General features: G+C 60.7%; 22 protein-coding genes. 10 read left to right on the top strand and 12 right to left on the bottom strand.

The window, feature by feature from the left end:
• Positions 1 to 124 precede the first annotated feature (124 nt).
• From NK8_RS18225 to NK8_RS18215, 3 genes are all read left to right on the top strand, one after another.
• On the top strand, positions 125 to 1,930 hold the full coding sequence (locus NK8_RS18225) for an alpha/beta fold hydrolase (protein ID WP_213228739.1): 1,806 nt from the start codon (positions 125 to 127) through the stop codon (positions 1,928 to 1,930).
• A 110-nt stretch (positions 1,931 to 2,040) separates the two neighbouring features.
• Complete coding sequence (locus NK8_RS18220; protein WP_162067482.1) at positions 2,041 to 2,466, top strand: organic hydroperoxide resistance protein; 426 nt, start codon at positions 2,041 to 2,043, stop codon at positions 2,464 to 2,466.
• A 66-nt stretch (positions 2,467 to 2,532) separates the two neighbouring features.
• Positions 2,533 to 2,934 (top strand): VOC family protein, encoded by a 402-nt coding sequence (locus NK8_RS18215; protein WP_162067481.1) that lies wholly within the window; start codon positions 2,533 to 2,535, stop codon positions 2,932 to 2,934.
• 67 nt (positions 2,935 to 3,001) lie between these two features.
• Here the strand turns inward: NK8_RS18215 and NK8_RS18210 are convergent, their stop codons facing one another.
• The gene (locus tag NK8_RS18210; RefSeq protein ID WP_213228737.1) at positions 3,002 to 3,508 is read right to left on the bottom strand and encodes an H-NS family nucleoid-associated regulatory protein; all 507 of its coding nucleotides are present in this window, start codon (positions 3,506 to 3,508) and stop codon (positions 3,002 to 3,004) included.
• Positions 3,509 to 3,917: 409 nt separating this feature from the next.
• Here NK8_RS18210 and NK8_RS18205 point away from each other — a divergent pair, with 409 nt between their 5' ends.
• Genes NK8_RS18205 through NK8_RS18190 form a run of 4 tightly spaced genes read left to right on the top strand, consistent with a single transcriptional unit; the run spans position 3,918 to position 7,465 of the window.
• Positions 3,918 to 4,229: a DUF485 domain-containing protein gene (locus tag NK8_RS18205; protein ID WP_213228735.1), complete on the top strand. Its 312-nt coding sequence runs from the start codon at positions 3,918 to 3,920 to the stop codon at positions 4,227 to 4,229.
• Entirely contained in the window at positions 4,226 to 5,899 is a 1,674-nt protein-coding gene (locus tag NK8_RS18200; RefSeq protein ID WP_213228733.1) for a cation acetate symporter, read from the top strand. Before NK8_RS18205 ends, NK8_RS18200 begins: the two co-directional genes overlap by 4 nt.
• An 18-nt stretch (positions 5,900 to 5,917) precedes the next feature.
• Positions 5,918 to 6,496, top strand: a complete 579-nt coding sequence (locus NK8_RS18195; protein ID WP_213228731.1) for a cytochrome b — start codon at positions 5,918 to 5,920, stop codon at positions 6,494 to 6,496.
• Positions 6,497 to 6,499: 3 nt separating this feature from the next.
• A complete protein-coding gene (locus NK8_RS18190) occupies positions 6,500 to 7,465 on the top strand; it encodes a nitronate monooxygenase family protein (protein ID WP_213228729.1) in 966 nt (321 codons plus the stop codon).
• A 44-nt stretch (positions 7,466 to 7,509) separates the two neighbouring features.
• On the opposite strand, the gene NK8_RS18185 is transcribed toward NK8_RS18190, so the two are convergent.
• Genes NK8_RS18185 through NK8_RS18170 form a run of 4 tightly spaced genes read right to left on the bottom strand, consistent with a single transcriptional unit; the run spans position 7,510 to position 10,772 of the window.
• Positions 7,510 to 8,577, bottom strand: a complete 1,068-nt coding sequence (locus NK8_RS18185) for a LysR family transcriptional regulator (protein WP_225936266.1) — start codon at positions 8,575 to 8,577, stop codon at positions 7,510 to 7,512.
• The gene (gene uraH / locus NK8_RS18180; RefSeq protein ID WP_213228727.1) at positions 8,538 to 8,876 is read right to left on the bottom strand and encodes a hydroxyisourate hydrolase; all 339 of its coding nucleotides are present in this window, start codon (positions 8,874 to 8,876) and stop codon (positions 8,538 to 8,540) included. Before uraH (NK8_RS18180) ends, NK8_RS18185 begins: the two co-directional genes overlap by 40 nt.
• 38 nt (positions 8,877 to 8,914) lie before the next feature.
• Positions 8,915 to 9,430, bottom strand: coding sequence for a hydroxyisourate hydrolase (gene uraH / locus NK8_RS18175; RefSeq protein ID WP_213228725.1), 516 nt, complete (start codon positions 9,428 to 9,430; stop codon positions 8,915 to 8,917).
• Position 9,431: 1 nt separating this feature from the next.
• Positions 9,432 to 10,772, bottom strand: a complete 1,341-nt coding sequence (locus tag NK8_RS18170) for an MFS transporter (protein ID WP_162067472.1) — start codon at positions 10,770 to 10,772, stop codon at positions 9,432 to 9,434.
• 288 nt (positions 10,773 to 11,060) lie between these two features.
• Here NK8_RS18170 and NK8_RS18165 point away from each other — a divergent pair, with 288 nt between their 5' ends.
• Positions 11,061 to 12,008 carry a LysR family transcriptional regulator gene (locus NK8_RS18165; protein ID WP_213228723.1) on the top strand — a complete coding sequence of 316 codons (948 nt, stop codon included), beginning with the start codon at positions 11,061 to 11,063 and terminating at the stop codon, positions 12,006 to 12,008.
• A gap of 129 nt (positions 12,009 to 12,137) precedes the next feature.
• Positions 12,138 to 12,662 carry a 2-oxo-4-hydroxy-4-carboxy-5-ureidoimidazoline decarboxylase gene (gene uraD, locus NK8_RS18160; protein WP_213228721.1) on the top strand — a complete coding sequence of 175 codons (525 nt, stop codon included), beginning with the start codon at positions 12,138 to 12,140 and terminating at the stop codon, positions 12,660 to 12,662.
• Between the two features lie 20 nt (positions 12,663 to 12,682).
• On the opposite strand, the gene NK8_RS18155 is transcribed toward uraD, so the two are convergent.
• Both NK8_RS18155 and hpaC read right to left on the bottom strand, forming a co-directional pair.
• Positions 12,683 to 13,138 carry an SgcJ/EcaC family oxidoreductase gene (locus NK8_RS18155; RefSeq protein ID WP_225936265.1) on the bottom strand — a complete coding sequence of 152 codons (456 nt, stop codon included), beginning with the start codon at positions 13,136 to 13,138 and terminating at the stop codon, positions 12,683 to 12,685.
• Positions 13,139 to 13,319: 181 nt separating this feature from the next.
• Complete coding sequence (hpaC, locus tag NK8_RS18150) at positions 13,320 to 13,856, bottom strand: 4-hydroxyphenylacetate 3-monooxygenase, reductase component (protein WP_162067469.1); 537 nt, start codon at positions 13,854 to 13,856, stop codon at positions 13,320 to 13,322.
• Positions 13,857 to 14,082: 226 nt separating this feature from the next.
• On the opposite strand from hpaC, the gene NK8_RS18145 reads away from it, so the two are divergent.
• Entirely contained in the window at positions 14,083 to 14,715 is a 633-nt protein-coding gene (locus NK8_RS18145) for a response regulator transcription factor (RefSeq protein WP_213228719.1), read from the top strand.
• 8 nt (positions 14,716 to 14,723) lie between these two features.
• Here NK8_RS18145 and NK8_RS18140 read toward each other — a convergent pair whose 3' ends face one another.
• Genes NK8_RS18140 through NK8_RS18120 form a run of 5 tightly spaced genes read right to left on the bottom strand, consistent with a single transcriptional unit; the run spans position 14,724 to position 18,725 of the window.
• Complete coding sequence (locus NK8_RS18140; RefSeq protein WP_213228717.1) at positions 14,724 to 15,467, bottom strand: SDR family NAD(P)-dependent oxidoreductase; 744 nt, start codon at positions 15,465 to 15,467, stop codon at positions 14,724 to 14,726.
• Between the two features lie 12 nt (positions 15,468 to 15,479).
• Complete coding sequence (locus tag NK8_RS18135) at positions 15,480 to 16,616, bottom strand: amidase (RefSeq protein WP_213228715.1); 1,137 nt, start codon at positions 16,614 to 16,616, stop codon at positions 15,480 to 15,482.
• Entirely contained in the window at positions 16,613 to 17,131 is a 519-nt protein-coding gene (locus NK8_RS18130) for a nuclear transport factor 2 family protein (RefSeq protein WP_213228713.1), read from the bottom strand. Before NK8_RS18130 ends, NK8_RS18135 begins: the two co-directional genes overlap by 4 nt.
• A 4-nt stretch (positions 17,132 to 17,135) precedes the next feature.
• Entirely contained in the window at positions 17,136 to 17,513 is a 378-nt protein-coding gene (locus tag NK8_RS18125) for a hypothetical protein (RefSeq protein WP_162067464.1), read from the bottom strand.
• Between the two features lie 36 nt (positions 17,514 to 17,549).
• The gene (locus NK8_RS18120) at positions 17,550 to 18,725 is read right to left on the bottom strand and encodes an acyl-CoA dehydrogenase family protein (protein WP_213228711.1); all 1,176 of its coding nucleotides are present in this window, start codon (positions 18,723 to 18,725) and stop codon (positions 17,550 to 17,552) included.
• Positions 18,726 to 18,920: the final 195 nt, after the last annotated feature.

Raw genomic sequence — 18,920 nt, 5'->3', positions numbered from 1 at the left:
GTAGAATCCACTTAATATAATGAGCTTATCCCTCGCGTTCCGCGTGGGGAGTCGAGCGGCTCACAAGGCGCGCAATCCCGTCCTGCCTGTCATCAGCCTCGACTTGGTACGAGGATAAGACTCAATGAGACCGGTTGTATTCGGGAATCGCTTCGGATGGCTGCATGCTGGAACCGGCAAGCGTGGTGTCGTGCTCTGCAATACCTATGGCCACGAGCACGTGTGGACTTACAGCGGCATGCGCCATCTGGCGGAAGCGTTGTCGGCGCGCGGCATCTGGGTGCTGCGTTTCGACTATCGGGGAACGGGTGATTCTTCGGGCGCCGAGCTCGCACGGGATCAATTCGAATCTTCAGTCGATGATATCGGCGCGGCCGTCGATTGGCTCAAGGCATCGACGCAAATCGAACACGTCACGTTATGCGGTTTTCGCGTAGGCGCCGCGTTCGCGCTTGCAGCTGCCTTACGAAAGCCCGTTGACGATCTCGTTCTGCTCGCGCCCGTGGCGAGCGGGCGCGTGTATATGCGCGAACTGAGTATCGTGCGCAAGACCTGGCTCGAATTGCTGGCACCGCCGCTGCGCGACATGCAACAAAACGACACCCAGTTCAATGTGCTCGGCCAGGTCTATAGCGACGAATTCAAACACGCTCTCGAAGCGATCGATCTCGTGGCTAGCGTGAATGGCGCGGCAATGCCGCCAGCGCGCCGCGCATTGATCATGAACCTCAAGGCTGGCGGCAAGGACCCTTTGTGCGATGCGCTCTGTCGCAAGGGCGTCGATGCAGAAGCGCGTCCATTCGAGGATCTCACGGGCTTCATCCAGGAAACCGCATTCAACGCCGTGCCGCGCGCGGCGTTCGATGTTGCGGTGCAGTGGATGACAGACAGTGCTTTACCGACAACTTCAGAAGCACCAAAGCTTTCAGCCGATGACTGGTGGGTCCTGCGAATAGAAACGCCCGAAGCGATCGAACGCCCGGTCCGCATCGGCGATGAAAGCCTTTTCGGCATCATGTGCGAGCCGCGCACGGGCCCGGCGCGCGGCCCGGTGTTTCTGATTGCGAATACGTCGGCGAGTTCGCGCGTGGGGGACAGCAGGCTATCGGTACGTATAGCGCGCGAACTCGCGCGACGTGGCGTGGCGTCGTTGCGTTTCGATGCGCGCGGCCGCGGCGACAGTCCCGCTGCACCTGGCGACGTGCAATCGGATACTGCGTTCGGCCGCATCTACAACACGATCGCAACCGACGACACCGCAGCGGCCGCGCGCTGGCTCGCACGGCAGGGTTACAAGTCGATTTTTTCGTTCGGCGTTTGCTCGGGCGCGTATCACGCGCTCAAGGCGGCGCTCGTCGAAGACGCGATCAGCGGCGTCATCACGGTGAATCTGCCGACTTTCAAAAAGCCCGCGGATATCACGCCCGATGGTTTGCGTCAGTCGACACGCAACTCGATGGCGGGTTACGCGTTCTCGATGCTCGATCCGCAGAAGTGGAAAGCGATCCTGCGTGGCGAGAAGCATGTGGCGCGCGTAATGCGTTTCATGCTCGGTTATATGGTGACGCGCGCCCGTTCGCGTGTCGTCGATGCGCTGCGGCTCGATCGGCTCAGCAAGACGCCGCCCGAACTGGCGACGGAACCTGGGCACATCATCCGCGCACTCGATGCGCGGAAAGTGAAGACCGTACTCGTCTACGGCGCATATGACGCAGGCATGGATCTGATCGCCGCGCATTTCGGCAAGCAGGGCGCGCGCCTCTCGCGGTTTGCGTCAGTGAGCATGGCGGTTTTTCCCGACTTGGATCATTCGCTCTTCATGACGACGGGCTCGGCGCGCGTCATCGCGTTGTGCGAGCGCATTGCCAGGGAAACGCGTTCGCCCGTGTTGGAGCAGACGTTTCCCGAGCGGGAACCTGTCGTGTCGTGATATCGAGTCAGCGCATCAGCGAACGTGCCGCGTCTTGAGTATCCTTTGAGATTGGAACTCGTCCCGTCCGGGGCCGAGTACCACTCAATACAACGCACAGGAGTCTGGCGATGTCGATTGAAAAGGTTCTATACCGCGCGCACGCTCATGTCACCGGCGGGCGCGATGGCCGCGCAACCGTCCCGGAAAGCAATCTGGATCTCAGGCTGACGACGCCGAAGGAACTGGGCGGCGGTGGCGGCGATGGCACGAATCCCGAGCAGCTCTTTGCCGCGGGTTATAGCGCGTGCTTCATCGGCGCGATCAAGTTCGTTGCCGCGCGCGACAAGATTACGCTGCCGAAAGATGTCGCGGTGGATGGAAGCGTGGGCATCGGTCAAATCCCGAATGGCTTCGGGATTGAAGTCGAATTGAAGATCTCGCTGCCGGGCATGGACCCGAACGAGGCAAAGGCGCTGATCGACAAGGCGCATATCGTGTGTCCGTATTCGAATGCGACGCGCAATAACATCGACGTCAAACTGACGCTCGCCTGAGAGCCTCACAAACCGATTGTTCGAGCGCCCGTTCCACGGGCGTTCGAACTTATCCGGAGGGAAACGATGCTGACCGCAGGAATCGATCACATTGGCCTCACCGTGCGCAACCTCGACGCGACGCGTGACTTCTTCGTTCAATGTCTTGGCTGGCAGACCGTCGGCGAGCGCCCTGATTATCCGGCCGTTTTCGTCTCCGACGGAAAGCTATTGGTCACGCTATGGCAAGTGAAAGAAGAATCGGCGCCTGTCGAGTTCGATCGCCGCAAGAATATCGGGCTTCATCATCTCGCGTTGCGCGTAGTGGATGAAAGCGCGCTCTCGACGATTCTCGAGCGCGTGAAGGCATGGCCTGGGGCGAGGGTGGAGTTCGCGCCGGAACTGCTAGGCGCCGGGCCGAAACGCCATATGATGATATATGAGCCGGGCGGCATTCGGATCGAATTCGATTTCGATCCTCGCGTTTAAATAGGGAAAGCAACCGCGATAAGCGCGGCGGAGTCGTGAATGAACTCCGCCGGTGACGAGTGCGCTGTCAGCCGATCAGAAACGGCGTGCGGTCTTCGACAGAGGCGAGCCATGCAGGCGCGCGGCCACGTCCGCTCCAGGTCGCGCCGGACTGCGGATCGCGATAAAGCGCGGGTTGAGGACCACGCGGTTGGCCTTTAGGCGCTTTAGGCTTTCCTTTGCTCTTGACCGCGGCGCGTGCTTTGCCTTTGGCTTCTTGCGCGCTCGCGCCTACTGCGAACTTGCTGCGGTCCTTTGCCTTGGCGATCCATCCCGGTGCGCGGCCGCGTCCACTCCATGTTGCCCCGGTCTTCGGATCCTGATAAGCAACCGTGCTTTGCTTCTGCGCCGAGTTCGACCGTCCAGCCTTCTTGCGCGTACCAGAGAACGTTTCGATGTCCGAGATGTTCAATCCGTGGCGCGACATCAAATCATGAATCTTTTGCAAGGCGCCTTCGGATTCCTTTGCGAGTAGCGCATCGGCTTTCGCCTGAAGTGCTTCGATACGCGCCTGAATACTTTCGAGCGTTGGCATGAATTTTCCTTTAATAGATTGTTTTCTGAACTATGCCACGCACGTGCGCCTTGCGCCAGTGGAAATTCGTGCAAATAGGTAGCAATTGAGATTCGAACAAACCGTTTAAGGCATAAAGCAGTGCGGAGAGCATTACGAATTTTTAAAACCGTCTTTGCCTTTTGTGCTGCCAATTCAGCTTCTTTAAATGAGGCATATGTCTTCCGCGAACCTCGATGCCGGAGTCGACCGAAACGCGCTTCGCACAAAATGACCGCATCGAGCAAATTCACCAAAAGTGATATTCACGATCATCAATCATCATTTTACATGAGAGGTTGCGACACCTATCTTGTCATGAACAGCAGGCAAAGCGCATCCGGCGATGACCGGAATGCGTCATAACGTTCTGAAGATAGGAGACATCGTGATGACCTCGATTGCTGGCCAGAACCTCTGGCTGACGCCCGCTTTCAAACGGCTGGTTACGCGCAGACGCCGCTTCATCGCGCGTCTGACGCTCGGCACATTGGTGCCGTATTACGCTTTTGTGCTGACGGCGGGATTCGCCCCCAAGCTTCTCGCGACCCGCATGTTCGGCGCGAGCGTCATCACGGCGGGCTGGACCGTGGGCGCATTGCTCATTGCCGGAACCTGGGTTCTCACCGGCATCTACATTCATCGCGCGAACGGAGAATTCGACGCGCTCACGAACGAGATCCTCGACGGAGGCGGCCAATGAACCGTCGCTTACGGAAGGGCGTCGTCTGGCTGAGCGTATGCGTGGTGCAATCCGCATTCGCCGCCCCTGAAACGATCAGCCAGGTGAAGAGGCAGCCGCTGAATCTCACGGCTGTCTCGATGTTTCTCGTCTTCGTCATCGCCACGCTCGCGATAACCTTCTGGGCCGCTGCGAAGACGCGTTCCATGAAAGACTTCTATAACGCGGGCGGATCGATCACCGGCTTTCAGAATGGCCTGGCGCTTGCCGGCGATTACATGTCGGCCGCCGCGCTGCTCGGTCTGACGAGCATGATCTTTTTCAATGGCTATGACGGCATGATCTACGCGGTGAGCTTTTTCGTCGCGTGGCCGCTGCTGATGTTTCTGTTCGCCGAGCGCATCCGGAATCTAGGGCAGGTCACCATCGCCGACATTGCCTCGTTCCGGCTCGATCAGCGCAGAACGCGCACGATGATGGCTTTCGGCTCGCTGACCGTGGTCTGCTTCTATCTGGTGGTGCAGATGGTCGGAGCAGGGCAGTTGATTCAGCTTCTGTTCGGTCTCAGCTACGAACAGGCGGTCGTGATCGTCGGCGTATTGATGGCCGTGTACGTCACCTTCGGCGGCATGGTCGCCACCACTTGGGTTCAGATCATCAAGGCCGTGCTGATGTTGTTTGGCGCAAGCTTGCTGGCGTTTCTGGCGCTCAGGCAATTCGGCTTCTCACTCGACACGATGTTCACGCAGGCGATCGAAACGCACAAGAACGGAAGCGGCATCATGCTGCCGAGCAAACACGTCGCGGACCCGTTTGCGATGCTTTCGCTATCGGTCGGACTGGTGTTCGGCACGTCCGGCCTGCCTCATATTCTCATGCGCTTCTTCACCGTGCGCGATGCAAAGGAAGCACGCAAGTCCGTGTTCGTGGCGACCGGATTCATCGGCTATTTCTTTCTCGTCGTGGCGTTGCTCGGCGTCGCGGCGATCGCAATCGTAGGGCGTAATCCGCTCTTTTATGAGGGCGGTGTGCTCGGCGGCAAGCTGATCGGTGGTTCGAACATGCCCGTGATGCATCTCGCGAAGGCCCTCGGCGGCGACCCGGCGCTTGGCTTTCTCTCCGCCGTCGCATTCGCGACGATCCTCGCGGTCGTGGCCGGACTCACGATGGCGGGCACGTCTGCGATCTCTCATGATCTCTACGCGATGGTCTACAAGAAGAATCGCGCCGCCCCCGAGAAGGAGAAACGCGTTTCGCGCATCGCATCGATTGGCATTGCGCTGGTCGCCATAGTCCTCGGCATGCTGTTCAAGGATCAGAACGTCGCCTTTCTCGTGGCGTTGACATTCAGCATTGCTGCATCGGTGAACTTCCCGGTCCTGACGCTCGCGATCTACTGGAAAGGCCTGACCACGCGTGGCGCGTTGCTTGGCGGCGTAGCCGGGCTTGTAAGCGCGGTTACGCTCGTCGTGCTGTCGCCCGCCGTCTGGGTCAAGGTGCTCGGACACGCGGCGCCGATCTTTCCCTACGACTACCCCGCGATCATTTCGATGAGCATCGCGTTCTTCTTCATGTGGCTCGGATCGGTGACGGATCGCCGCGCGCAAGCCAATGAAGAACGGGAAAGATTCAACGATCAGTTCGTGCGTGCCCAAACCGGAATCGGCGCATCGGGCGCGGTGAGTCATTGATCCTTCATGGGAGTCGACATGTCAACAACTCAGCATCACGTCATGCCGGGACATCCGGCGCGTTTCAAATTCAGGGACAACGGCCTCGGCTTCTCGCCGATCACGATCGTACTGCACTGGATCATCGCGCTGCTCGTGCTCTCGATTCTTGCATTGAAGCTCGTCGGACCAACAGGCACATCCGCGCCGTTTATCAACCTGTGCGGAACGTTGTTGTTTCCGCTTTCGATCTACCGGTTCTGGGCGCGCGTCACGTCGTGGCATCCATTGCCGGTCGGCACGCCGAATCCGGTGGAAGTGATCGTGAGCCGTTCGGTCGCGGTCGCGCTCGCACTGGCGATGGTGCTGCTGCCCATTGCCGCGTGGCTCGCGAAAGCGAGCGCCGGCACGCCGATCGAATTGCCGGGCGGCTTTGTATTGCCGGCGCTCATGAACCCGCATGCCGGCGCCGCGCATATCTTCAGCGTGCTCTTCGACATCGGGGCGGGCGCCTTCCTGTGCGGGCTTGCCTTGCACATGTTCGGCGCCATCAAGAATCACTTCGTGTTGAAGAACGATTCGCTCAAGCGAATGCTTGGCAAGCACGTGGAGCTCTGAATCATGATCGCAGACAATCGAAAATTTCCGTCGAACGACATTGCATCGCTTTGCGCAGTCAGATATCCGATCTTTCTCGCGGGCATGGCGGCTATCTCCGGTCCCAGGCTCGTCGCAGCGGTCGCCAATGCCGGAGCAATGGGGACGATCGGCGGCCTGAGGCTTCCGCCACTTGCATTGCGTCGCTGGATCAACGAAACGAGGTCGCTGACCGACAAACCGTTCGGCGTGAATCTCGTGCCGTCCTTCGGCGGACCGGATGTATTCGAGGCGCAATTCCAGGTCGTGCTGGAAGAGCAGCCGAAGATGCTTTCGCTTTTCTATGCGGAAGCTTATCCGGATATGATCCGGCGCGCGAAAGATGCCGGGATGGTCGTGATGGTGCAGGTCGGCTCTGTTGACCTCGCGCGCCGCGCCATCGCCAATGGCGCGGATATCATTACCGCGCAGGGCAGCGAAAGCGGCGGTCATCTGAATCGCGGCACGATCGGATTGCTTTCGTTATTGCCGGGCATCCTCGCGATAGCGGGCGACCGGCCCGTGCTGGCGGCCGGCGGAATCACAAATCGCCAGGATGTCGAAACGGTGATGAGCATGGGTGCATCAGGCGTACTGGCAGGGACGGCGTTCGTGGCCTGCGACGAATCCAATGCACACCCGCTATACAAACAGAAGATCGTCGAAGCGACAGTCGATGACACCGAATATCGAACCGGTTATTCGTTCGGCTGGAAATACGGCACGCCGCATCGCGTGATGCCGAATCATGATCGCTGGAATCTGCTGCGATTCATCGGCGGCGGCGCACGCATCATCGACAAACCGAGAATGGCGCAGAAGTTATCGCTTTATGCGGGGCAAGGCGTGGGCAAGATCGATCGCATCATGCCGGCCGCCGAGCGTGTGGCCGAACTTGCCAAAGGCTTGACGCTCGAGCGCGCGGAACCATTGCACCTGCGTTACGCATGATCTTGCGCGGCTGCGCCTGCTTTCAAAGGCGCAGCCTTTTTGCATCAGGCGTCAGGTCCTTCCGCGAGAGAAAGCTCGGCATCGATGTCCGACACCTCGGCGCCATGTCCAAACTGTTCATGTGTCAGCGCGAGTAGCGCGGTGAGCGCGGGCGTCACCACCGCATCCTGATTGCGGATGAACACCGTCGTCACGTTAGCGAATGCGGACGGAAGCGCGTGGCATCGAACGGAACGTCGGCTGCCGTGACGTTCCACGACGGTCTTCGGCAAAAGCGTGATGCCCATTCCCGCCGCGACGCACGACATGATTCCGTCGAGCGTGCCCAATTCCATGATCTGCCCGGGAATCAGCCCTGACTGGTAAAACCATTGCTCCAGCGTAGAACGATAAAAACAACCGGTTCTGAATACGAGTACGGTTTGCCGCGACATCTGTTCGACTAGCTGATCCAGAGAACGAAACTGAACACTGCTGAGCAAGGCGAGTTCTTCGCGGAACACTTCTTCCTGATGCAACGCCGCGTTCTGATGGAATCCGCCGACAAAAGCGCCATCGAGCCGATGACTCTCGACTGCCTTGATCAGTTCGCTCGTCGTGCCGGTGATCAGCGAAAGCTGTACTTGCGGGTATTTCTTGTGATATTTGGCGAGCACTTTCGGCAAGCGAATTGCGGCGGTGGTCTCCATCGAACCGAGCCGCAGCGGTCCTTTCGGCGTCGTGACGTCGAGCATCGCGCTGCGGCTTTCGTCCATCAGTTGCAGCACGCGCCGCGCATAGCCCAGAAACGTATGCCCCGCGGAAGTCAGCACCACGCCGCCTTTCGATCGAACGAACAAGGGCTGACCCAATTCGCTTTCCAGTTCCTTGATCCGCATTGTGACATTCGACTGAACGTTGTGCACTTTCTCCGCAGCCGCAGTGAAACTGCCGGTTTCAGCCACGGCGCAGAACAGCTTCAAGTGTCGCAATTCCATCGATATGCCCCTTGAATCACCGGGAATGATGAAGCAATCATGCTTCCATTCTGATTGATGATAAGAGGCGTGTAAAGCAATCCGTCTATTGCGCTTCAGCTTCCGCGATAAGTGCCGAAGCTCCACGGCGAGCACAAGAGCGGCACGTGATAATGCTGCGCGGCATCGGCGAGCGTGAAACGCACCGGCACCACGTCCGCGAATACATCGGGTGTCTTGAAGTAATCCGCCACCCAGAAGCGCAATTCGAAGTCCCCCGCGCGCGCTTGCGCCGCTGGCAGAATCGGAGCGTCCGTGCGGCCGTCGCGATTGGTGCGCGTGCGCGCGAGCAACGTGGGCGGTTGCGTGCCGACGTCGAACAATTCGATCTGCATGCCGGCGGCGGGCTTGCCGAGCGCGACGTCGAGTACATGGGTGGTAATGCCTGCGGCCATGATGTGTCTCCTGATCTCGCGTTTCGTCTATGTGCCGCTCAACTGCCGCGGTAGTAGTTGTAGCTCCACGGCCCGAATAGCACCGGCAAATGAATGCGCTGATTGACATCGGTGACGCGAAAGCGCAGCGGTATCTTCGAGAGGAATAGCGGCTGCGGCAGATTCACCTTGCGCGCGGCGAAATATTCGTCCGCATGCAGCAGGAGTTCATACGTGCCCGCGCGATAGGTATCGCCGATCAAAAGCGGTGGCTCGCTGCGACCGCTCGCGGCAAGCGTGGCCGTCTGCAGGAGCTTCTGGCGCCCGTCTTCGATCGCGAACAGATCGACGCGCATGCCCGCCGCAGGCGTACCGTGCCACGTATCGAGCGCATGCATCGTGAGGCGCGGGCTCAGGCCGTCCTGTTGCACGGGGCCGGTGATCTGATTGGGCGCGGGCGCATCGGCGGCGAGTGCGGTCTTCGCGATCAACATGCTGCCGCCCAGCGCCACCGATTGCAGGGCGAAGCGGCGGCGGCTCACGTCGACAGCCGGGGAAGTGTCTTTGTCGCGCATGTCAGGCCTCTTGTTTGTTGCCGAGCTTGCGGATGCCGATAAGCACGAGCACCGCCGCGATAACCTCGATGATGGCCACGAGATACAGACCGGTCGTGACCTTGCCCGTCGCGTTCTTGATCAGCCCCATCGCGTAGGGCGCGCCGAAGCCCGCGAGATTGGAGACGGAGTTGATGAGCGCCACGCCGACCGCCGCCGCGCTGCCCGCGAGATAGCGATTCGGCAATTGCCAGAACACCGGAATCGCGCTCATGGTGCCGACGAGCGATACCGTCATGGCCAGCAGTGCGATCACGGGCGAGATCTTGCCGAAGCCCATCAACGCGGCGAGTACCGCCATCGCGACGCCGCCCACGATCGCCGCGCCGCTGAAGTGCCAGCGCACTTCGTTGCTGCGGTCCGAATGCGCGCCGTTCAGGATCATGCCGGCCGCGCCGCACAGATACGCGATCGCCGCGATCCAGCCGACCGCCATCGGCGTGCCGATGCCCACATCCTTGATGACGGTCGGAATCCAGAAGGTCAGCGTCGAATTCGCGCACAGCAGACAGAAGAAGATCGCGATCAGCAGCCACACCTTGCGATTGGTGAAGAGCGAGCGCCAGTCGTGACCGCGTTCGCCCATCGCGGCGCTGTCGCGTTGCAGGGCGTCGAGCACGACGCGCTTTTCATCGTCGGACAGCCAGCGCGCCTGCTCGGGCTTGTCGGTCATGTAGAACCACGCGAAGATGCCGGCGAGCACTGACGGGATGCCTTCGATAATGAACAGCCACTGCCAGCCGTGCATGCCGTTCACGCCGCCCATCGACGTCATGATCCAGCCCGCGAGCGGACCGCCGAGCACGCCCGCGATCGCCGATGCCGACATGAACGTGCCGAATGCCCGTGCGCGCCGTTGCGACGGATACCAGTACGTGAGGTAAAGAATCACGCCGGGATAGAAACCTGCTTCGAACGCGCCGAGCAGGAAGCGCAGGACATAGAACTGCGTGGGCGTGGAGACATGCGTTTGCAGCATGCAGATGATGCCCCAGCAGATGGTGATACGCATGATCGTCTTTTTTGCGCCGATCTTCTGCAACAGCATGTTCGACGGCACTTCAAAGAGAAAATAGCCGATAAAGAAAATGCCTGCGCCCAGACCATAGACGGCTTCGCTGAAATGCAGCGAATCCAGCATCTGCAGCTTGGCGAAGCCGATATTCACGCGATCCAGCCACGCGAGCACCCACAGCACGCCGAGAAACGGCAACAAGCGCCATGAGACCTTGCGATAGACGCTCGCTTCGGCGCTTTCGGCCTCGCTCACGAACACCGGCATCTCCTGTTTGATCAGCGACATGGTTTCTCCTTTCCAGTCGGTTTGCGTCGCGCGGACAGCGCCGTGCGCTCGGTTGGAAGCAAGTATAGAAACGGCCAAAAAATCGGGAACGGGGGACGGGCCAATAGGCCCCATAGCAACGCGTATATGGGTTTCAAAGCCTTATGCGGCCTCGCTCCGAGCGTTTCGTCGCAGTGCGTTTTCCGACCTATGGATTACCCTAGCGCGGCGGCCGTGAAGCGGTTACCGCGATGCCGGCTGGCAAAATGGCGGCGCAGCCATGCGAATAACAGAGACACGGAACGCACCATGAATCGCACCGACGATCCATTCGATACCTATCTGCTGCGCGTGCTGTGCACGCTGATCGCCGAACGCAGCGTGTCGCGCACGGCGATTCGTATGAATCAGTCGCAGCCGGCCATCAGCTCGGCGCTCAAGCGCTTGCGCGCCATCTTCAACGACCCGCTTCTCACGCGCGAAAAGAACGTGATGGTGCCGACGCAGCGCGCAATACAACTGGCGCAGAGCGCGCAGGCCGCGCTGAGCGCCCTCGATAACCTGCTCGTGTCGGACGATCATTTCGATCCGGCCACGACCGAGCAGACCTTCACGGTGGGCATGCCTGACTACCTGGCGCCGCCGTTTTTCGCGCATGTGGTGCGCGAATTCCGCCGTGCCGCACCGCATGCGCGCATCGTCGCCGTGCCGCTCTCGGCTTCCTTCAACTACGAGCAGGGGCTTTCCGAGGGGGCGCCGGATATCGTCATCGGCAACTGGCCCAATCCTCCGGAGCATTTGCACCTGTCCGTGCTGCTCGAGGACGACGTGGTGTGTGTCGTCGCGCGCGACAGCGTTCACGCGCAATCAGGCAAGTTCGATGCCCAGGACTATCTGAGCGCGTCGCATATCGTGCCGACGCCGTATTCACGCGATCAGCGCGGTGTAGTCGATACCGGGCTCAGCACCATGCGTGTGCACCGCGACAACCGCGTGAGTTGTCCGTACTTCAATCTCGCTCCGAGCCTGATTCCGGGAACCGACCTGATTCTCACGACCGGCCGGCATTTCGCCAACTACCACGCGCAGCATCTGCCGCTCGCCGTGCTCGATGCACCGATCGAATTTCCGTTCATGCGCTTTTATCAGTTGTGGCATCCATCGCGGCATCGTTCGGCATCGCACGTGTGGCTGCGCGGCATGTTGACCGAAGGCGCGCAGGAATTGCGCGCGCTGCGCGACATGCATCGCCAGTAGCGCTATCGCATTCTGTTATGTGGTCAATAGGATCGGCTGTCTCGCCGCTGCTGCGCGCGCTTCCTATACTCGGCACGAATCGCCTTCGACGCCAGGCGAATGCGGCGTGCCTTATGGGAGAAGCAGTTCATGTCACAGTCGATCAATCTCGAACCGGTCAACGCGCTCGATCACACGGCCTTCGTCGGTGCTTTTGCGAGCGTGTTCGAGCATTTTCCGCAAGCGGCGGAAGGCGCGTGGAGCGCGCGTCCATTCGTATCCGAAACGGCATTGCATGACGCGATGATGAATGTCATCCGCAGTCTCGATGCCAACGGGCAACGCCGTTTCCTCAATCTGCATCCACTCTTATCCGGCGCGAACATTCGTTCCGGAACGATGACAGCGGATTCGGATGCCGAACAAAAAAGCGCCGGGCTCGACTCAATGCCGTCCGATCAGGAAGCCGCGCTCGACCGGCTCAATGCGGCTTATCTGGAACGGCACGGCTTTCCGTTCATCATCTGCGTGCGGCATTACACGCGCGAAGGCATTTTCAGCGCGCTCGAACGACGTCTCGGGCGTAGCACGCAACTGGAACTGGATGAGGCATTCGCGCAGATTGCCGCGATCACGCGCGCGCGTCTGAATGCGCGGCTTCGCACGTTGAACTGACGGCAATCAGGCCCGCTGGTTCATTGTTGCGGCGGCGCTGCGTTCCATGTCTGCGCGGTGGTTCGCCACTTGCCGTCCGCGCCCTTGGAGAGCACCTTCAACACGACGCCCTTGTAGGGCGTCTTCTTGCCGTCCTTTTCCGCGACGACAGTCCAGTTCGCGGTCTGATAGATCAGATTGCCGACCCGTTTGGCACTGACGACGTCGATCGTATGATCGTGAAAGCCCGCATCGAACAAGCCTTTATAGAACTTCTCGACATCCGCGCGTCCCTGAATGGTCGTTCCATTTCCCGGCGAAACCACGGCTTTCTCGTCGTACAGAGCGCCGAGCGCCCGCGCATCTCCTTTGTTGAAGGCCGCGTTCCAGGCGGTGTTTGCATCGTCGAGTACCTTGTCCTGCTGCGCGAGTGCCGGTTGTGACGCGACCAGCGCGAATAGCGCGCATGCACCGAGTTGCCTTAAGGACTTGTTCATCACGTATCTCCAAGTGGCGAATATGCAGATCTCGGCGATGCGTGACGGCGTGCGGATGATAAAAGCGCGAGCACCGTTTGCCGGCGCCAATATTCGATTTAGCTTTCAGTCGCCCGTCTGCGCGTGGAGTATAGGCAGCGGTGTTCCTGTAATCAATTAACGCAGAGCGGGCGATGCGACTTCACTGCGAGGCACAACCACGCGGCACGCGATGAAAGTTGCGATCGAAATAAATCAGGCCGTCGCCATCGTCGCGCACGCGGATATCGTGCGTTTCGACGAACATCACCGAATGCGATCCGACTTCCTTCGCCTCGACGATGGTGCCCTGCAAACTCGCCAGCGCATCGCGCAACACCGGTACGCCGTTCGCGCCTGCATCCCAGACGGGTAACGAAAAGCGCTCGTCCATCGAGAGCGGCGTGAGGCCGGCGAAGTGTCGCGCGATCTGTTCGAGATGGCCCGGCAGCACGTTGACGCACACATTGCGATTGCCCGCGAAGGCGGCATGCATCGCGCTCGAACGGTTGATGCAGACGAGCAGGGTGGGCGGTGAGTCGGTGACCGAGCATACGGCGCTCGCGGTGATGCCGCAGCGACCGTGCGCGCCCATCGTCGTGATGACATTCACCGCGGCCCCAAGATGGGACATGGCCTGGCGGAACAGCTTGCGCGCCTGATCGGGATCGGCGAAGTCGGGGCGTGGCAGCGCGGACATAGGAGTGTCTCCTGTTCGTTTCATGTTTAATGTTGTATAGCAAACCGTGAATCAAGCGTACGCGCTAAACGGCACAAAACATATCGGCGCGATCCGCCGACTTGCCCGGCGTGGTTACCGAGCGCACTAAAGCTTTTACCTATTCCGGAAAATCGAAGTAAAGAAGGGACTTTCGCGGTGAATATCGGCTGGTTATCATTGCCTTTCCTTCGAATCCTCATTTGCAATGAATCCTCCCGCTCCCGTGGTGTATATCGTCGACGACGACAACGGCATGCGTACGTCACTCGCGTGGCTGCTCGATTCGGTCGGCGTGAAGTCGGAAGGATTCGCCAGCGCCGCCGAATTTCTGCATGCCTTCGACGTGTCCCGGCCCGCCTGTCTCGTGCTGGACGTACGCATGCCCGAGATCAGCGGCTTCGACGTGCAAGCCGAACTCAATCGTCGTGGCGCGACCTTGCCGATCATCTTCGTGAGCGGTCACGGCGACATTCCGATGTCCGTGCGCGCGCTTCAGCATGGCGCGATCGATTTCGTCGAGAAACCCTATAACTCACAGCAAATGCTTGATCGCGTGCAGCGCGCGATGAAGCTCGCCACGCAACGCCACGCAAAAGATCAACGGCAACGCGAACTGCGCGAGCGCGTCGAATCGCTGACCGCGCGCGAGAAGGAGGTCTTGCGCGGCGTGATCGAAGGCAAGGCGAGCAAGCGCATCGCCTCCGACCTGTCGATCAGCGTGAAGACCGTCGACGTGCATCGCGCGAGCATCAAGGACAAGCTCGGCGCGGCGTCCATCGCCACGCTGGTGCGCGACGTGCTCGAAGTATGGAGCCCGCCGGACGACGGGCGCGCATGACTCACGCTTCAGCGCATGTAGAGACCGCCGTTCACGTCCCAGCATGCGCCATTGGCGAAGTACGCATCGGGCGATGCGAGCAGCACGGCGACATCGGCGATGTATTCGGCCGAACCCAGACGCCCGACGGGAATGCCCGCTATCACTTTGTCCAGTTTGTCGGCGGGCACGCTCTCATGCACCACGGGCAAGTCGAGCGGCCCGGGCGAGATCGCATTGACGGTCACGCCGTGCGCCGCGAGATCGCGCGCGAATACCTTGGTCAACGTGATCGCGCCACCTTTCGCAGCCGCATAGTGCGCGCCGGTCGCCGAGCCGCCGTTCTGCCCCGCGAGCGATGCGATATTGACGATGCGGCCTGCGCCGCGATCCGCAAAGTAGCGGCCGAATACCTGACAGCCGAACAGCACGCTGCGCAGATTGACGTCGATGACCTGATCGAACTGTTCGGCGGTGATCTCCATCACGGGCACGACCTTTGACGCGCCCGCATTGTTGACGAGTACATCGATACGGCCCCAGCGTTCGTGCACAGCATCGCGCGCGCGTTCGAAATCCGCTTTCGACGTGACGTCGAGCTTCAGCGCAAACGCGCTGGACCGATCTTCGCTCAGCTCTTGCGCGAGTGCCCGCGTGGCTTCGATTGCGATATCGGCCAATGCGACCTTGTAGCCTGCGGCATGGAAACGGCGCGCAACGACAGCGCCCAGGCCGCGCGCGGCGCCGGTGACGAGCGCGATTCTATTCGACATGTTCGAATTCCTTTATTGAATAAACGCGGTTTCGAAATGCGCGGCCACTGCGCAAATCTTTTCATCTGCGCCTTTGCGTCCGACGATCTGCAAACCGGCTTTGAGCGATGAATCTGCGAGCGGAAGAGGAAGACTCAACGCAGGATGGCCGCTGAGATTGAATGGCCTGATCAGCGACGACATCGCGATCACCGATATGCCCGCGCGCGCCGCTTCGAGCGTGATCGGAAGCGCGGGCAGCGTGGGAAGCACGAGCACGTCCACATCATCGAGCGCGCGATCCACTGCGGCCGTGAAGATGCGCCGCACGTGCTCCGCCGCGTCGAGATCGGCTGCGGTCGTGTTCGATGCCGTGCGCAGTCGTGCTTCGAGATCCGCGCCGAGCTTGCCTGTTTCGACGAGATGACCGAACGCACGCCACGTTTCTGCGTTGATGACTGCAAGACCAGCAGTGAATGCATCACCGATCGATTCGAGCGTAACGCCGCGTGACGCGAATCCCGCGCGGCGCACGGCGTCGTCGACGGCCTTGCGGATGCTCGCATCTGCATCGACGGCAACGATGCCGACCCGCATCTTCGATGCATCCCGACGCGCGCTGCTCATATCGAACGATGGATCTATCGCACCCATTGCATCGATGAGCACCCGCATCTCGCGCGCGAACGGGCCGACGCAATCGAGCGTAGTCTCGACGGGCGCCACGCCGCGACGCGACACGCGGCCGAAGGTCGGCTTCAATCCGATCACGCCACAACATGCCGCGGGGCCGCGCACCGAGCCGCCGGTGTCGGTGCCGAGCGCGGCGTCGACGAGCCCCAGTCCGACAGCACAAGCCGACCCGCTCGACGATCCACCGGGAATGCGCGTGGCGTCTTGTGGATTACGCGGCGTGCCAGTGAATTCGTTGATGCCAGTCATGCCGAAGGCGAGTTCGTGCATGTTCGCCTTGCCCTTGATACGCCAGCCAGCATCGAGCAGACGTTGAACCACATCCGCATGTTCGGTGGCGGCGGGGCTGTCCGCGAGTGCGCGGCTCGCTGCAGTGGTCGGATAGTCCGCGATATCGATGCTGTCCTTGATCGCAATCGTCGGGCCATCTACACGATCGTGCGCGCGTAGATCGAATTCGTTGATGAATACGCTCATGCGTTCAACTCCTTGCGAGGGTTCACGCGCCACGGCGCGTCGAAAAGACGCTCGGTGCGGAAGTGTCGAATCAGCCATTGATCCTGCGCGTCGCGCGGCGAAGGAACGAAATCGATCTCGAGTCGCGCGGCGATGAGTTCGGCCTTTTCATCCGCATAGCCGGACGCTTGCAACATGATCCATCGGCCTTTGGCGAACTCGCTTCTAACCTCGATATGCTCCGACGTCAGGAAATGCACATTGGTCGCGAAATGCGGTGCAGGCGGCAGATAGGCTTGCAGCATCTCGACGATTGCCGCGCGCCCTTGCATACGCCCGAACTTCTGCGCATATTGCGGGCCGATGCCTTCCCACACGGCGCCATCGGTGAAGAGCGCGGCAAGCGATTCGCCTTCGAGTGGTGCACAAGGCACGTCGCATAACGCCATATAACGCGCGATGGTCTTGCGCACCGAGTTCTGCGCCTCAAGCACGGCGACGCGTTCGAGCAGCGCTTCGATGGTCGTGTTCGTCATGGCGTCATGCGTGATTGGCCGTGGCGGGCGGAACGGTCAACGCACGTCCGACGCGCGCTTCGATCTTTCCATAGCGCCACAGGTTGTACGGGCCAACCGGCGTCGTGCGATAAAGATTGCACACGGCGGTGGCGGTATCGAAGTCCGCGACATCGGCCATGATGTAGAAGGTCCACGGCGCGCCATCGGACTGGCCGACGACGAGTCGATCATCGTCCATCACGCCCAGCACGCGCACGTTCTCCATGGCTTCGACGGCGGCAAGCATCTTGCCGTAGGCTTGCCATACTTCGCCGATCTGTTCGCGCGGCAAGTCGAAGAAGTTCTGGGTCACGCCGCAGCAGAACAGCACGCGCAGGGGCAGGTTTCGGTTATCGGTCATGAAGCGTTAGTCCTCTTGTGATTCGATGAAAGTGGATCAGAGATAGCCGGGAATCGGCGGCACGCCGACGAACACCGCGCCCGCGCCGTCGTAGTTGCCTTCGCCGAGGAAGGCGTGCTGCGTGACGACCATCGCATCGCGCATCAGGCGTTGCAGCGGATGCGTGCGATAGATCGCCATGGTGCCACCCAGCCGATAGGCGCGATTCACGACGTCCGCGCCTTCACGTGCGATCTGCGTCGCGGAAAGACGCAACAGACTGACCTGATCGGGCGTGACTTCATTGCCCGCGAGAATCGACTGCCAGACGCTATCGGTCGACTCATAAAAGAACGCACGCGCCGAGCGTAACTGCGCCTCCGCTTTGGCAAGCTCGATGCGGTAATAGGCGCGATCGGCGAGTTGCGGCGCGCCGGTCGTCGTCTTGCGGCCGCCCGCCATGTGATTCGCAACGTCGAGCGCGGCGCGCGCCAGTCCCAGATTCACGACGGCGAGCACTTGCGCGGCATAAGCGATCGTCGGATAGCGATAGAGCGGTTCATCGACAGTCGATGCGCCGCCGCGCACGAAGGTCCAGTCTTCCGCCACGAACTGATCGGTAACGCGCAGGTCGTGACTGCCCGTGCCCTGCATGCCGACCACGTTCCAGTTCTCGACGATCTCAACCTGCGCGGGACGAAACACCGCGGTGCGCGGCTTGCCCGGCGCTTCGCCCGGCTTGCCCGTGCCGATGCCGACACCGAGCCAGTCCGCGCCCTTGCAGCCACTCGCGAACTTCCAGGTGCCGTTCACGCGATACCCGCCATTGGCAGGTTGCGCGTTCTGCACGGGGAACAGTCCGCCCGCGAAGACCTGATCGGGGCCGTCCGCATAGATCGCGGCCTGCGTCGCGAGCGGCAAGGCGGCGAGATAGAGATTGGCCGAACCGAAGCTCGCAACCCACGCGGCGGAGCCGTCGGCGATCGCGATGCGCTCGATCATCGCGAGAAATTCGCCGGGCGCGCGCGCGTCGCCGCCGAAGCGCTTCGGCGTCGCCGCGCGATAGATGCCGGCGCGCTTGAGCTTGGCGATGACATCGCGCGGTACGTGCGAGAGCCGGTCGAATTCCTCGCGACGCTGAACGATTTCGGCGATCACATCGTCGAGCGTCAGGGCATCGTCCTGATTGCAAAGATCGTCGCGAATAGCGACGGCAGCCGCGGAAGCTGACATGGGGACGTCTCCTTGTTCGGTCGTATGACTCATAGGGATGGGCGAGCGCGCTTTCGAACTGCTCACGTTGATGCCAGTCTAGAAACGCAAAAAAGCCAGGACAATTGGGATGACGTGCGCGTGATTCAGTGAAGCACCCTGGTTCTCCAAAGAAATCTTTAGGGGCGCGTGGCGCGCGCCGATGCTATGGTTAGC

The sequence above is a fragment of the Caballeronia sp. NK8 genome, from assembly GCF_018408855.1.
Lineage (GTDB): Bacteria > Pseudomonadota > Gammaproteobacteria > Burkholderiales > Burkholderiaceae > Caballeronia.
This window is presented reverse-complemented; position numbering and strand designations above follow the sequence as displayed.